We start from the raw sequence: 14,054 nt of genomic DNA, 5'->3' as shown, positions 1-14,054 counted from the left end.
GTGTTACGAATTTATTGAATCGTTTTCCTTCGCCTGATGCTGCATCTAATTTAAAATCTGAGGAACAAAAAAGACAATTTAAAAATATTTTTCAAAAAGTTTCAAAACAATATAATATTATTAGTAAAGAATCTGAATTTTTTAAAGATGAAGAGTTACAGAATTTTTTTTCTAAAGACAATTATAAAAATTATCAAAATCAATATAAAGACATAAAGAGGCAAATAGATTTTAATGAAAGAAATATTCCTGGGGACAGCGGTTCATCTCCGACTGATTTCGGTGGAGAAGTACTTGATGGAGAAGAAGTAAATCCAATAATGTTGGAGCACCGTATTATTGATGCAGACCATATTGAAAAATTATTAAAAAATAAAAACAATTATAATAATCCTATAGAAATTAAAAAAATTTCAAAAATGATAGAGCAAAAACTTGCTTTAGATCTCATACTAGAACAAAAACATAAATTAGAAAGCACTAAAGAACAATTAGATTCACGTAAAGCAATTAAACCTACAGATAATTATATTCAAGATCGTGATGAATTTAAACAACGAAAAAAAGAAGAACGTTTATTAAAATTTGAAAGTGATTATGGTATTCCTAAAAATGTTTGTGAAAAATGGTGTCAAGATTTGGCTAAAAATTTAAACATCAAATCCGATATAGATGAAAAATTGAAAAATTCGTCTGCTGCTAAAATAGTTTCGCAAAGAAAAGAATTAATCGAAAAAGAAACCCAAAAATCAAAATCAACATTATCTATTAGAAATGAATTAATAAAAGAAATTAAAAATAATTTACAAGAAATTGTTAATAAATATTTTTAAAGATTGTACATTGTAGTAAACCACCCTAAAACACGATTGAGGATAAAATATAAAAATAAAGAGGGATAGAAAATGTCATCAAAATATCAAAAAGAAGCCAATGAATTAAAAAATACATTATGGCAATTAGCTAATGATTTAAGAGGACAGATGAATGCTTTTCAATTTGGCAAATATATTATGGCTTTGTTGTGTTTTCGATATTTATCTGAAATGTATGAAACGTATTATAAAGATTTAGTTTTGGAGGATCACCAAGATAAAGAAAAAAATCAAGAGAATAGAAAAAACGTTCAAGATAAAGAAAAAAATCAAGAGAATAGAAAAAACGTTCAAGATCAAGAAGTAGATGAATTTTGGAAAGAAGCAAAAGAAGAAATTATACAAAATTCTAAAGCCACAAGATATTACTATATTGCTCCTGAATTTTGGTGGACAAGATTGATTCAAAAATTAAAAGATGAAAAGTTTGACACCAGAGATTTATCAAGTGCTTTTGAAGAAATTTATAATTCTTCGCAAGATTTACAAAAGGATTCAGACAATAAAGTATCTTGGGCGGATATATTCAAAAATATTAATTTACAACCTTTGGGTGATAATGATAAGAAAAGAATTAGCAAATTAAAAAACATTATGTACGCTATTCATGAATTTTGCCCTTATCACAATGGTATCGAAATGTTAGGAGAAGTATATGAATATTTAATGGAACAGTTTGCTTCTAATACAGGCAAAAAAGCAGGAGAGTTTTTTACTCCAGTGAAAACATCAGATTTAGTTTCACAATTAGCAATTCAAAGTTTTGATAAAGAGCATGCGATCGATCATGTTTATGATCCTGCGTGTGGTTCGGGTTCTTTGTTGTTGAGAACAGTTCAAGCAATTGAATTAAGAGATGGATTAATTAAAAAAGAAGAAGATGGTAGGTTTTCTCGCATTAAAGGAAAAAAAGGTTTTAAGGGTAACATTTATGGACAAGAAAGTTCAGAAGAAACTTACCAATTGGCTCATATTAATATGATTTTGCATGACCGTAAACCGCAAAATATTTATTTAGCTAATGCAAATACTATTACAGACCCAAGACACAAAGATATGAAATTTGATATTATCGTTATGAATCCTCCTTACGGTTTAAAAAATAAAACTTTAACTGAGGATTTAAAAAAACCTCATATTAAAAAAGACGACCGATTTGAAAATTATAATTTACCTACCAAAAATGCAGATTATGCTTTTTTATTACACGCCTTACATCATTTAAAAGAAGATGGTACTTCTGTGATAATTATTCCTCCGGGAGTACTTTTTATTACCGATAAAAATGCCAAAAATATTCGTCAACAATTAATTAATAATCATATTTTGCATACAATTATTTTATTACCTCATAATCTCTTTTTTGCAACAGAAACCTATGCTTACATCGTTGTAATGTCTAAAAATAAACCTTATAAAGATGTGTTTTTTATAGATGCTAGAAGTGATTTTGTGCCTGAGAAAAATAGAAATTCTTTGAATGATAAACATATTGAAAACATTGTTAAAACATTTAAAAAGAGAGAAAATGTTGACGGATATGCAACTTTAGTTACTGTAGAAGAGATTCAAAAAAATGATTATAATTTAAGTATTCATAAATATGTCATGAGAAAAAAATTTGAACCTCCTGTTGTTGATGTTGATTGTTTATTGACAGAAATTCAAGAATTAGAAAAACAAGAAATTGATGAATTTAGTGTTTCTAAATTAAAACATTTATTGATAGAAAAATAATCAATAAGTTAAAAAATAGGTAAAAAAATTTATAAATTCCAAATTACCCTAAATTATGTTTTATTTGAGAAATGATAGTTTTCATTGGTTATTCCTTTGTTGNTTTTTTTTTTTTTTGAAATTTTGGTAAAGAAAAAAACCATCATTTTCGATGGTTTTTTTAGATATTTAGTTAGACTCCAATGTTTTAGTCTAGGCGAGATGCCTAGACTTTTTTAATATTAAATAAATATAAATTAATAAATATTTTTTTCTTATTTTTTCTTAAAAAAATTAATTTTATTGTTACTTTTTGTTTTTAGTGTGTTAAAATATTAATAATGAGTCGTCATGAAAAAATAATTTCGTGATTAGCAATTAATTTTTGATAAATAAAACACAGCAAGAGTTGAGCTTATAAGTCGAAAATGAATTGTATGCAAAATCGTTCTTTTCATTTTCATAACCAATTATTTTTTGTAATTATTAATTGTTTTCAAATAAATGAATGAAGGCGAGATTCTTTATGTTTCCTAAAAACAAACATAATATTAAATTAATTATAATTTGTTTAATTATTGTTTTATTTATCATAGGTTTTGTTTATGATTATAAAAATATCATAGACATTTTTGATACTATTAAAAAACTAAATGACGCCCCAATGCCAACACCACATTTGGAACCTAAGGAACTTGATAAAAAAATTATCTTGTTTATTTTTAAGTTTTTTGGAAAAATTACTTTAGCCTCTTTTATTATTAGTTTTTTATTGCATATTAAAAAAAATCACCAAATCAAACGTTTAAAATCTAAATTATTTTTATGGTCTAAATTATCTTTTCATGTGAGTCAAATTGGTGAAGAGGTTTTAAATGAATGGCCAATTGGCATTGTATTAATTGATGCTCATAGTCAAGAAATTCATTGGCTTAATCCTTATGCGAACTCGCTTTTAAAATATCCTGAAATTAATACTCCCTTAAAGCAAATTAATGAAGCAATGGCGCTTTTAGTTAGTAACGATGATGCTAAAACTATTGTTACTTTGGAAAAACAAAAATTTGAGTGTTTTTATAAAAAAGAATTAAGTGTTTTTTATTTGTTTGATGCCACCGAAAAAGAAGAAATTAAACAATTATTTTTAGAAAAAACCTTAGCTTTATCCATGATTGCTTTTGATAACTTAGAAGAATCTTTGATTCGTTATGATCTTTCAGATCAAACCCAAATTCAAGGGGAATATTTAAGCGCCCTTTCTGATTTTATTGAACCTTATGAAGGTTATTTAAAGCAATTAGTTGATAATCGTTTTTTGCTGCTTTTAAATCGTCAAAATCTTGATAAAATGATGGCAAACAAATTTAGTATTTTAGATACTGTGCGCACTATTTCTCATAAATATCAATTAAAAGTTACTCTTTCCATGGGGGTTGCTTGTTGGAATTTATCTTATGATAAATTATCGATTTATAGTCAAAATGCGATTGAATTAGCACAAAAAAGAGGCGGTGATCAAGTAGTTGTTAATATTGAGAATGAAAAAATTAAATATTTTGGAGCCAAAATTGCTTCTTTAAGTAAACAATCCAAAGTTAGTGCTCGTGTTAACGCTCAAAACCTATTGGATATTATTAAAAATCATCCTCATTGTTTTATTATGGGTCATAATTACAGCGATCTTGATTCTTTAGGATCGATGATTACTTTTTATAAAATAGCTTTAGCTCTTAAACCTGAAGCTAATCATTATATTGTGATTGATGAAGAAAAATTAGATAAAAGTTTGATTCCTGTTTATCAGCGTTTTCTTCAACAAGAAACAACGCCTACCATTAATATTATTACCACTCAAAAAGCTTTGAAAATGATTAATTTCCAAGATTTGATGGTCATTGTTGATACCCAAACAAAAGATATGGTGAATAGTCCAGAATTAATTGCTTTAACTAGTAATATTGTGATTATTGATCACCATCGCGCTACTGAAGAAATTATTCCATCTATTTTTTCTTATGTGGAATCTTCTGCTTCTTCAACGGTAGAGTTGTTAGTTGAAATTATTGATTTCTTGGAACAAGAAGTAAAAATCACTCCCTTTGAGGCAAGCATCATGTATGCAGGGATTTTAATTGATACTAATGCTTTCATCTATCGTACCAGTTCAAGAACTTTTGAAGTAGCTTCTAAATTAAAAGATTGGGGAGCTGATGCTATCGAAGTTAAAAGTTGGTTACGTAAAAATTTTGCTAATGTTTTAGAAATTAACGAATTGATTTCTAAAATGGAAATTTTTATGGATCGTTTTGCTATTATTTGCAGTAATAAAGTTTACGATAATCGTTCCTTTTTAGCACAAGTAGCTGAAAATGTTTTAAATATTAATGATATTGATGCGGCTTTTATGATAGCTAAAATAGCTAAAAATAAAATAGCTATTAGTGCTCGTTCTTACAACCAAGTTAATGTGCAAACCATTATGGAGCAAATGGAAGGCGGAGGACATCTTAATAGCGCTGCTACTCAAATTGAAGGGGATAATATTCAAACAATAGTTGACAATTTAAAACATTTTTTAAAATTAGAATATGATGAAAGAGGTGAAAAGAATATGGAAATTATTTTATTAGCCGATATTCCTAATAAGGGCAAAAAACATGATATTATTAAAGTTAATAATGGTTATGGTAATTTTTTAATTCAACATCAAAAAGCTCTTTTAGCTGACAAAAATAACTTATTGCAAATTGAACAAAATCAACTTTTAGAAAAACAACAACAGCAACAACATGAAATTTTAATGCATAAATTGAAACAAGAAATTGATGATAAAAAAATCACCCTATATATTCAATTAGGACCTAAAGGCAAAATTTATGGTAAAATCACTTTAAAACAAATAGCTGATCAATTTCATAAGATTTACAATATTTATATTGATCGTAAAAAAATTATCCTAGAAAATGAGATTGTTTCTACTGGTATTTATTCTGTTGATGTTGTTTTAACGGACAAAATTAAAGCTACTTTCTTTTTAAACGTTATTGAAAGAAAAAAATAAATGAGTCAATATTATAAAAATATCCCTTTTAGTCCTGAGGCTGAACGCGCTTTATTAGGAGTGTTGCTTTTAAATCCTGAAAAAATAGCTTTTGCTGTTGATATGATTAATGAAAATGCTTTTTATGATGTTAAACATCAAGATATTTTTAAAGCAATGAAAAAATTATATCAAGAAGGACAAAAGATTGATTATGTGTCCATAAGTGGCACTTTAGACAATGAAAAGTTATTGCAAAAAATTGGTGGCATTGATTATTTAATTGAATTAGTAGAAATGACCCCTTCAACGCAATATTTAGATACTTATATGGAGTTAATTAAAGAAACTGCTCTTAAAAGAGAAATTATGGATACAGCTTCTTATTTAGCTAATAAAGGATATGAAGATGTTGATGTCCAAACTTATTTAGATGAAGCGGAAGAAAAAATCTTTAATTTAACTCAAAGAAAAAAAACTAATGAGTTATTAGAGTTAAAAAATTTATTACAAGAAATTAAAATTAAAAACATTCAAACTAAACAAAAAAAAGATTTAGTAGGGCTTTCAACAGGTTTTGAAAATTTGAATAATATTACTTTAGGGTTTAAACCAGAAGAGTTTATTATTATAGCAGCACGACCTTCGATGGGGAAAAGTACTTTTATGCTTAATTTGGCTCTTAATGTTGCTAACACTAAACATAATCAACAAAGCCCACATATTGCTATATTTAGTTTAGAAATGTCGAATGAACAATTGGCTATGAGAATGCTTAGTTCTGTGGCTAAAATTGAACATAAAAAAATTCATTTAAGCCGCGTCAATTCTAATGAAAAACGACTTTTAGAGATAGCTATTTATACTATGAATAAATTAAATATTTATTTTGATGATTCAGCAACAGTTAATATTTTAGATATTAAAGCTAAATGTCGTAAATTGAAAAGTCAAAATAAACTTGATGTTGTCATGATTGATTATTTACAGTTAATCCGTAAAACTAAAAAAAATAATCGTCAAGAAGAAGTAGCCGAAATTTCACAAAGTTTAAAACAAATGGCGCGTGAATTAAAAATTCCTGTAATTGCCTTATCTCAATTATCGCGAGATGTTGAAAAAAGAGAAGATAAAAGACCTATTTTAGCTGATTTAAGAGATTCAGGATCGATTGAACAAGATGCTGATATTGTGATGTTTTTATATCGAGAAGATTATTATCAAAAAGATAAAAAAACAAGTCCTGGTAAAACACAAATTATTGTGGCTAAAAATCGTCAAGGCGCCATCGGTGTTCGCGAATTTAATCTTAACTTTGATTTTATGTTTTTTTCTGAAATAGAACCTTATATTAGTGAAAATTAATTTATTTTTTTAATTTCTCTTATCATTCTTATTGAAATTAAATAATGAAATTTTGGAAAAACAAAAAGAGGTACATATGCTTTCAAGATTAAAAATAATGTATCAAAAATATGAAGATTGGCAAAAACTTTTGCTGCAATCACAAAATATATCTGATAAAATTGAAATTTTAAAAAATTTAAGCAAAATAACTCCAACAGTGGAACTTTATCAAAAATATTTAGCTTTGGAAGAACAATTAGAACAAATAGATATTCTTTTTCAAGAAAATCAAAATCAAGATCAAGAATTGTTATTGGTGGCACAACAAGAAAAAAATGATCTTGTGGAACAAAAAGAACATATTTTATCACAATTACGAATTTTATTGTTGCCTCAAGATCCTCATGATAAAAAAAATGTTATTTTAGAAATTAAAGGAGCTGTAGGAGGGAACGAAGCTAATCTTTTTGCAGCCGATTTATTAAGAACTTATATGAAATATGCTGAAAGTAAAAAATGGAAAGTTGAAATTCTTAATTTAAATCCTAGTATTAAAGGTGGCTTATCTTCGGTAGAATTATTGATTTCAGGTCAAAATATTTATTCTTTTTTAAAGTATGAATCAGGAGTTCATCGGGTGCAACGGGTTCCTGAAACTGAAGTACAAGGTCGAATTCACACTTCTACTGCAATTGTTTTAGTCATTCCTGAAGCAGAAGAATTAGCAATTAAAGTAGATTGGAACGACATTAGAACAGATACTTTTAATTCCAGTGGTCCTGGTGGACAATCAGTAAACACTACTAAATCAGCAGTTAGATTGTCGCATATTCCTTCAGGAATTAGTGTTGCTTGTCAAGAAGGAAAAAGTCAACACGAAAATAAAGAAAAAGCCTTTACTTTGCTGAAAGCAAGAATTTATAATCAAATGTTAATCGCTCAACAAGAAGCGCAAAATCAATATCGTAAAAGTTTAGTAGGAACCGGCGAAAGAAGTGAAAAAATTAGAACTTATAATTATCCGCAAAATCGCGTGACAGATCATAGAATTGGATTAACTTTGTCAAAACTAGATATCATTATGGAAGGGAAATTAGATTTTCTTGTTGAACCTTTAATTGATGCAATGCAAAAAGAAAAGTTGGCTAATAATGAATAAAATTCCTCAGTTCCCCTATGCCAATGACAAACCCAATATTATTATTTTTCCAACGGATACAGTTTATGGGATGGGAACTTTATTATATGACCAAATTGGACTTGAACAAATTTATCAACTTAAAAAAAGACCTATTAATAAAGATATTTTAGTATTATGTGCTTCTTTAAAACAAGCTCAATCTTTGGTTGAATTTTCATCAGTAAGTTTACAATTGGTTGCTCGTTTTTGGCCGGGCCCTTTAACTTTGATTATGAAAACAACTCCTGCTTATTTTCAAAAAACTCAAGCAATGAGTTTAGGAGTAAGAATTCCTAATCATCCTTTAGCTTTAGAACTTTTACAAAAATACGGCCCTTTAAAAACTACTTCTGTCAATGAAAGTAAACAACCACCTTTAAATGATTATCATCAAATATGTCAAATTTATCGCCAAAAAGTAGCTTTTGTTTATCCCAATCATTATCCTATGGCGCAAATATCTTCCACTATTGTACAATTAACCGATGCTAAAAATACTATTTTAAGAGAAGGGCCTCTTGATTCATCCATCATCAAACACATATTAAAGCAACCATGATATCCATATTTTATTCAAAAATGTTATTTTGAGCTAATAAAAATAATTCCAAACCGGTATTAAGGTTAATTAATCCTGATTTAACTTGTTCTTCTAATTTGATTAAAGCTAATAAACATTTTTTTAAATATGTCATATTTGTAATGGTTTGCGCTTCTTTTAATAAAAAAAACGCTTTATTAGTAGAGCATTTTAATATTTGCGATATTGTTTCAGGATGCTGTGCATTAGGCGCCATTTCTTTAATTAACAATAAATCTTTAATTTTATTGGTCATTTGATAGATCACTTGGAATGGATTAATTTTTTGTTTTTTTAATTTTTGATACATTTGATAAGTTTCTATTGTGTGACGATTGATAAAAAGATTAATTAATTTAAAAATATGGGCTTCTTTATGAAAAATAGTTAATTGATTGACTAATTGACAAGTTATGGTTTTTTGATCAAATTGACATAATTTTAATTTCTTAATTTCTTGATCTAAAAAATAAAGATTATAATCAGTTTGTTGTAATAACATTTGAATGCCTTGAGCTTCAATTCGAAAACCATCTTGTTCAAAGATATTATTAACGTAATTATAAAAATCTTTTTTTTCTAAAAAGGGTAACGTTTCGCAAAAACAATGTTTTTGAAATATTGTGTAAGTTGATTCATTATAATTTTTTTTTTCTGCTAAGAAATATAAAGAAATGGTTGGATGAGGTTTTTTCAAATAAGATGTTAAAAAAGCTATTTCTTCTTTTTTGGCTTGTAATAAAATTTCGCTTTGCTTTATAATAATGATTTTATGGGAATCTTTTTGAATGAAAGAAGTGGCTTGTAATTCTTGTTCTAAAACTCCTTGAAAAATGTCTTGGGCTTGATAACAAATAACATCTTTTAATTGTTTTTGATAATGGTTTATCAATGCTTTCATTTTATTTTCAAGAAAAAACTTTTGTTGTCCTATAATTAAATATATGTATTTATTTGACATGTTAAGATCTCACTTTTGCTTTTTTGCTTCTTCAGTTTTTAATTTGTTTAAGGATGCTATATTTTTTACATTTATGCTAGTTCTAAGAATTTATAATTGATCTATTAAAGATTCTATCAAAAAACTACGTTTTATCAAAGAAGATTATTGTAAAAACTAAATTACTTCAAAAATAAAAAATTAATCATGAATCATAATTTTGTTATAATGATATTTGTTAAATTAACTAAATTAAAGATTTTAACTACTAGTTTGGTAATATTTCAATTAACCCTCCTTAAATAAATAACAATATGTTGTCAAGAATTGTGATAAAGGAAATATTAAATATGATTAAAAATGCTATTTTTTTGCGCAGTATTACTAATTTTAAAGACGCCCCTTTAGAAAAATATCCTGAAATTATGTTAATGGGACGTAGCAATGTTGGTAAAAGTACTTTTATTAACACTTTAACTCAAAGAAAAAAACTTGCTAAAACTTCTCGTACTCCAGGTAAAACAGTCACTTTGAATTATTATTTGCTTAATCATAATTTTTATTTAATAGATACTCCTGGTTATGGTTATGCTCAAAAAAATAAAACAATTAAACAACAATTATTGCCTATGATTATATCTTTTTTGGAAAACACTAGTCATTTAAAAGCTATTTTACAATTAATTGATTTTAAAATAGGCCCTACTTTGCAAGATGATCAAATTCATCAAGCTTTGCTTCAAGCTGGATTTCAGGTAATCGTTATCTTTGTGAAAAAAGATCAAGTTAAAAAAAACTTACAACAACAACGCTTAAAAATATTAATTAGTCATTTTAATCATATTCAACATTTTTTTTTGATTTCATCAACTAAATTAGAAGGATTTGAAGAATTGAAAGCATTTTTAGCACACTTAACGCAGCAATAATTATGTCGATTCCAGCGTTAAGTTGGCGGTTTTGAAAAGGGTAACAATAAATCACTTTAATTGAGTCAGAGTAAAACCATCTTGTTCCAAGACACAAGAACAAGAACAAGCCATAAATTAACAAAAGGAAAAATTATTTATGAAAAATAAATATGATTTTAAAGAAGTTGAACACCAAAGATACCAAAATTGGTTACAAAAAGGTTTTTTTATTGCCAGTAATAGTGCCAATAAAAAAACCTTTACTGTGGTCATTCCTCCTCCTAATATTACTGGTAAATTACATTTAGGACATGCTTGGAATAATACTATTCAAGATATTATTGTTCGTTTTAAAAAGATGCAAGGTTTTGATGTTCTTTTTTTACCAGGAATGGATCATGCAGGAATTGCTACTCAAAATAAGGTGAAAGAGCAATTAAAGAAAAAAGGACTTTTAACTTCATCTTTGGATAAAGATGTTTTTTTAAAATATGCTTGGCAATGGAAAGACCAATATGCTACTAATATTCGCAAGCAGTGGCGAGCTTTAGGATTACATTTAGATTATAATTGGGAGCAATTTACTCTTGATAATAAATTGAGTCAAACAGTACAAAATGTTTTTATTACTTTGTATCAAAAAAAACTGATTTATCGTGATTATAAAATTATTAATTGGGATCCTGAAACCAAAACAGCGTTGTCTAATGTAGAAGTTAATTATCAAGAAACACAAGGAAAATTATATTATATTAAATATTATTTATCCAGTCATCCTAAAAATGATAGTCCTTGTTTGGAAGCAAATAATCTTTTTTTAGAAATTGCTACTACTCGTCCTGAAACTATGTTTGCTGATCAAGCTTTGATGGTTCATCCTGATGATTTGCGTTATCAAAGTTTTATTGGGCGTCAAGCTATTATTCCTGGAACTAATATTTTAATTCCTGTTATCAGTGATTCTCATGTTGATCCTCAGTTTGGAACAGGAGTGGTTAAAGTTACTCCAGGTCATGATCTTAATGATTTTGAAGTGGCGCAAAGACATCAATTAAAAGCTGTTTTATGTATGCATGAAGATGGGATCATGAATCAATTAGCCAGTCAATATCAAGGTTTAAATCGTTTTGATTGTCGTCAAAAATTAATTCAAGATTTACAACAAAAACAAGTAATTACTAAAATTATCAATCATGTCCATCAAGTTGGATATTCAAGTATTTCAGGAGCTGTGATTGAACCGAGACTTTCTTTGCAGTGGTTTTTAAAAACCAAAGATATTGCTCAACAAGCCTTACAAGCTAATAAAATTAATTTTTATCCTCAACGTTTTCATTATGTTTTTAATCGTTGGTTAGAAAATATTGAAGATTGGTGTATTTCGCGTCAATTATGGTGGGGTCATCAAATTCCTGCTTGGCACAAAGGGAAAGAAATTAAAGTGCAACTTCATTCTCCTGGTAAAGGTTGGACTTTGGATCATGATGTTTTGGATACATGGTTTTCATCTGCTTTATGGCCTTTTAACGTTTTGGGATGGCCTGATGAAACTTCTTTGGTTTTTCAAAAACGTTTTCCTGTTGATGTTTTAGTGACAGGATATGATATTTTAACGTTTTGGGTTTCTAAAATGGTATTTCAAAGCATTTTATTAACAGGGAGAGACCCTTTTAAAGATGTTTTGTTACACGGTTTAGTAAGAGATAGTCAAGGTCAAAAAATGTCTAAATCTAAAGGCAATGGCGTTGATCCTTTGGATGTAATCGATCAATATGGCGCCGATGCTTTGCGTTGGTTTTTAACTACTAATGTTGCTCCTGGATATGATTTGCTTTATGATGAAAATAAAGTTAAAGCTGCTTGGAATTTTATTAATAAATTGTGGAATATTTGTCGTTTTATTAAATTAAATATTAAGACAACTACAATTGCTGTAGAATTTGATATTAAACAATTATCTTTGCCTCAAAAAGCTCTTTTGCATCAATTGCATGCAACAACACAAGCAATTACTAATTTATATCAAAAATATGAATTAAAAGAAATTGGAAAACTTTTATATCACTTTATTTGGGAAGATTTTGCTAATTGGTATTTAGTTTTTGCTAAACATGATTTAAATAAACATAATTCCTCCAATAACCAAAATACTTCTAATTTTTTAACTTCCCTTATTAAAAATATTTTACAATTGCTACATCCTTTTATTCCTTTTGTAACGGACGCTCTTTATTCTTTTTTTGATACCACTATTAACATCACCCAAACTTTATTATCACCCATGTCATATCACAATCCTCAAGCTTTAAGTGATTTTGAAGATTTAAAGCAATTAGTTGTTAAAATGAGACATTTTAGAAATGAATACAATATTGAAAATGATATTTTTTTAAATATTACCTTAGAAACAACAAGCGCACTTCAACAAGATTTGCTCCCTTTAACCAAACCTTTACAAACTTTATTACATGCTAATACCCTTACCATTACTCAAAAAGTAGCAGATTCCCAGAAAACACTTTTATTTTTAGGAAAAAAAATTAATCTTTATATTGATCAAGCGGCATTTCAATGTTTTAATCAAATTAAAGTACAAAATAGTTTTTTAAAACAAAAAAGGATGCTTTTAGAAGAACTTGCTAGAAGTGAAAAAATTTTAAATAATCCATTATTTTTGAGCAAAGCCTCTCCTCAAAAAATTGCAATTGAAAAAAAGAAATATCATACTTATCGTATGCAATATGATAAATTATTAGCAAGTCACACTGATAAATGTTCATAACCTCAATCCCCTTGTGATCTTTCTCTTTAGGAGCACGTATTGTTATTTGAAATCGATAGAAAAGAAAAAATTATATGAAACAAGATAATGCTATTAAAAAAACTGTTACTATTGCCATTAATGCTGCTATTTTTGTTATTTTAAGTTGTTTAGCCTCAATTCCTATTGCTCCTAATGTTAATATTGAAACAGCTTCTCCTTTTTTGGCTTTTGTTGCTGTATTATTTGGACCTTTTGTGGGGTTTTATGTAGGAATTATCGGACACACTATTAAAGATTTTATTGTTTTTGGCAATGTGTTTTGGAATTGGATTATTTGTTCTGGCGTCATTGGTTTTCTTTATGGCTTGTTACAAAAAATCATTAATCTTAAATATCAATCTTTGAATAAAAAAAAAATAGTAGGATTTTGGTTTTATCAAGTTTTGGTAAATTTATTAGTTTGGGGCTTTCTTGCTCCTGTATCTGATTTATGGATTTATCATCAACCTTGGCAATTAGTTTTTTGTCAAGGTTTTTTAATAGTTATCACTAATATTATTGCCTGTAGTTTTATAGGGATTCCTTTGATGTTGCGTTATAATCGCCACTACACTCATTTTGTTTTGCAAATTTCTTGCAATCCAATAACAATATAGTTTCTTGCGCATCCAGAGTAAATATCCCTTTTTTTAATTATTTTG

Annotated in this window: 10 protein-coding genes; 9 read left to right on the top strand and 1 reads right to left on the bottom strand. The window is 27.5% G+C overall.

The features are described 5' to 3' along the window. The 6 genes from CHTY_RS02020 to CHTY_RS01995 form a co-directional block, all read left to right on the top strand. A partial coding sequence (locus CHTY_RS02020) for a type I restriction endonuclease subunit R, EcoR124 family (RefSeq protein WP_203552258.1) occupies window positions 1-833 on the top strand: 833 nt, incomplete at its 5' end. Window positions 834-905: 72 nt separating this feature from the next. Then, window positions 906-2,612, top strand: a complete 1,707-nt coding sequence (locus tag CHTY_RS02015) for a type I restriction-modification system subunit M (RefSeq protein WP_203552257.1) — start codon at window positions 906-908, stop codon at window positions 2,610-2,612. A 505-nt stretch (window positions 2,613-3,117) separates the two neighbouring features. Further along, window positions 3,118-5,652, top strand: coding sequence for a 50S ribosomal protein L9 (rplI, locus tag CHTY_RS02010; protein ID WP_203552256.1), 2,535 nt, complete (start codon window positions 3,118-3,120; stop codon window positions 5,650-5,652). Then, entirely contained in the window at window positions 5,653-6,996 is a 1,344-nt protein-coding gene (gene dnaB, locus CHTY_RS02005; protein WP_203552255.1) for a replicative DNA helicase, read from the top strand. 76 nt (window positions 6,997-7,072) lie between these two features. After that, window positions 7,073-8,137: a peptide chain release factor 1 gene (prfA, locus tag CHTY_RS02000; RefSeq protein ID WP_203552254.1), complete on the top strand. Its 1,065-nt coding sequence runs from the start codon at window positions 7,073-7,075 to the stop codon at window positions 8,135-8,137. Next, a complete protein-coding gene (locus CHTY_RS01995) occupies window positions 8,130-8,717 on the top strand; it encodes an L-threonylcarbamoyladenylate synthase (RefSeq protein ID WP_203552253.1) in 588 nt (195 codons plus the stop codon). Before prfA ends, CHTY_RS01995 begins: the two co-directional genes overlap by 8 nt. Window positions 8,718-8,727: 10 nt before the next feature. On the opposite strand, the gene holA is transcribed toward CHTY_RS01995, so the two are convergent. Beyond that, the gene (gene holA / locus CHTY_RS01990) at window positions 8,728-9,699 is read right to left on the bottom strand and encodes a DNA polymerase III subunit delta (protein WP_203552252.1); all 972 of its coding nucleotides are present in this window, start codon (window positions 9,697-9,699) and stop codon (window positions 8,728-8,730) included. Between the two features lie 329 nt (window positions 9,700-10,028). Between holA and yihA the strand changes: the two genes are divergently transcribed. The 3 genes from yihA to CHTY_RS01975 all read left to right on the top strand — a co-directional run bounded on the left by yihA (window position 10,029) and on the right by CHTY_RS01975 (window position 14,009). Continuing rightward, window positions 10,029-10,607, top strand: coding sequence for a ribosome biogenesis GTP-binding protein YihA/YsxC (yihA, locus tag CHTY_RS01985; protein ID WP_203552251.1), 579 nt, complete (start codon window positions 10,029-10,031; stop codon window positions 10,605-10,607). A 139-nt stretch (window positions 10,608-10,746) separates the two neighbouring features. Further along, window positions 10,747-13,371 carry a valine--tRNA ligase gene (locus CHTY_RS01980; RefSeq protein WP_203552250.1) on the top strand — a complete coding sequence of 875 codons (2,625 nt, stop codon included), beginning with the start codon at window positions 10,747-10,749 and terminating at the stop codon, window positions 13,369-13,371. Between the two features lie 74 nt (window positions 13,372-13,445). Next, the gene (locus tag CHTY_RS01975; protein ID WP_203552249.1) at window positions 13,446-14,009 is read left to right on the top strand and encodes an ECF-type riboflavin transporter substrate-binding protein; all 564 of its coding nucleotides are present in this window, start codon (window positions 13,446-13,448) and stop codon (window positions 14,007-14,009) included. Window positions 14,010-14,054: the final 45 nt, after the last annotated feature.

The organism is Candidatus Phytoplasma meliae (assembly GCF_016876135.2).
The sequence above is the reverse complement of the archived record's forward strand: the minus strand, read 5'-3'. Positions and strand labels throughout refer to the sequence as shown.

What these genes read in the sequence shown, in the direction of transcription:
- CHTY_RS02015 (WP_203552257.1), top strand. Translation starts at nt 906, where the DNA reads ATGTCATCAAAATATCAAAAAGAAGCCAATGAATTAAAAAATACATTA.
- rplI (WP_203552256.1), top strand. Translation starts at nt 3,118, where the DNA reads ATGTTTCCTAAAAACAAACATAATATTAAATTAATTATAATTTGTTTA.
- dnaB (WP_203552255.1), top strand. Translation starts at nt 5,653, where the DNA reads ATGAGTCAATATTATAAAAATATCCCTTTTAGTCCTGAGGCTGAACGC.
- prfA (WP_203552254.1), top strand. Translation starts at nt 7,073, where the DNA reads ATGCTTTCAAGATTAAAAATAATGTATCAAAAATATGAAGATTGGCAA.
- CHTY_RS01995 (WP_203552253.1), top strand. Translation starts at nt 8,130, where the DNA reads ATGAATAAAATTCCTCAGTTCCCCTATGCCAATGACAAACCCAATATT.
- holA (WP_203552252.1), bottom strand. Translation starts at nt 9,699, where the DNA reads ATGTCAAATAAATACATATATTTAATTATAGGACAACAAAAGTTTTTT.
- yihA (WP_203552251.1), top strand. Translation starts at nt 10,029, where the DNA reads ATGATTAAAAATGCTATTTTTTTGCGCAGTATTACTAATTTTAAAGAC.
- CHTY_RS01980 (WP_203552250.1), top strand. Translation starts at nt 10,747, where the DNA reads ATGAAAAATAAATATGATTTTAAAGAAGTTGAACACCAAAGATACCAA.
- CHTY_RS01975 (WP_203552249.1), top strand. Translation starts at nt 13,446, where the DNA reads ATGAAACAAGATAATGCTATTAAAAAAACTGTTACTATTGCCATTAAT.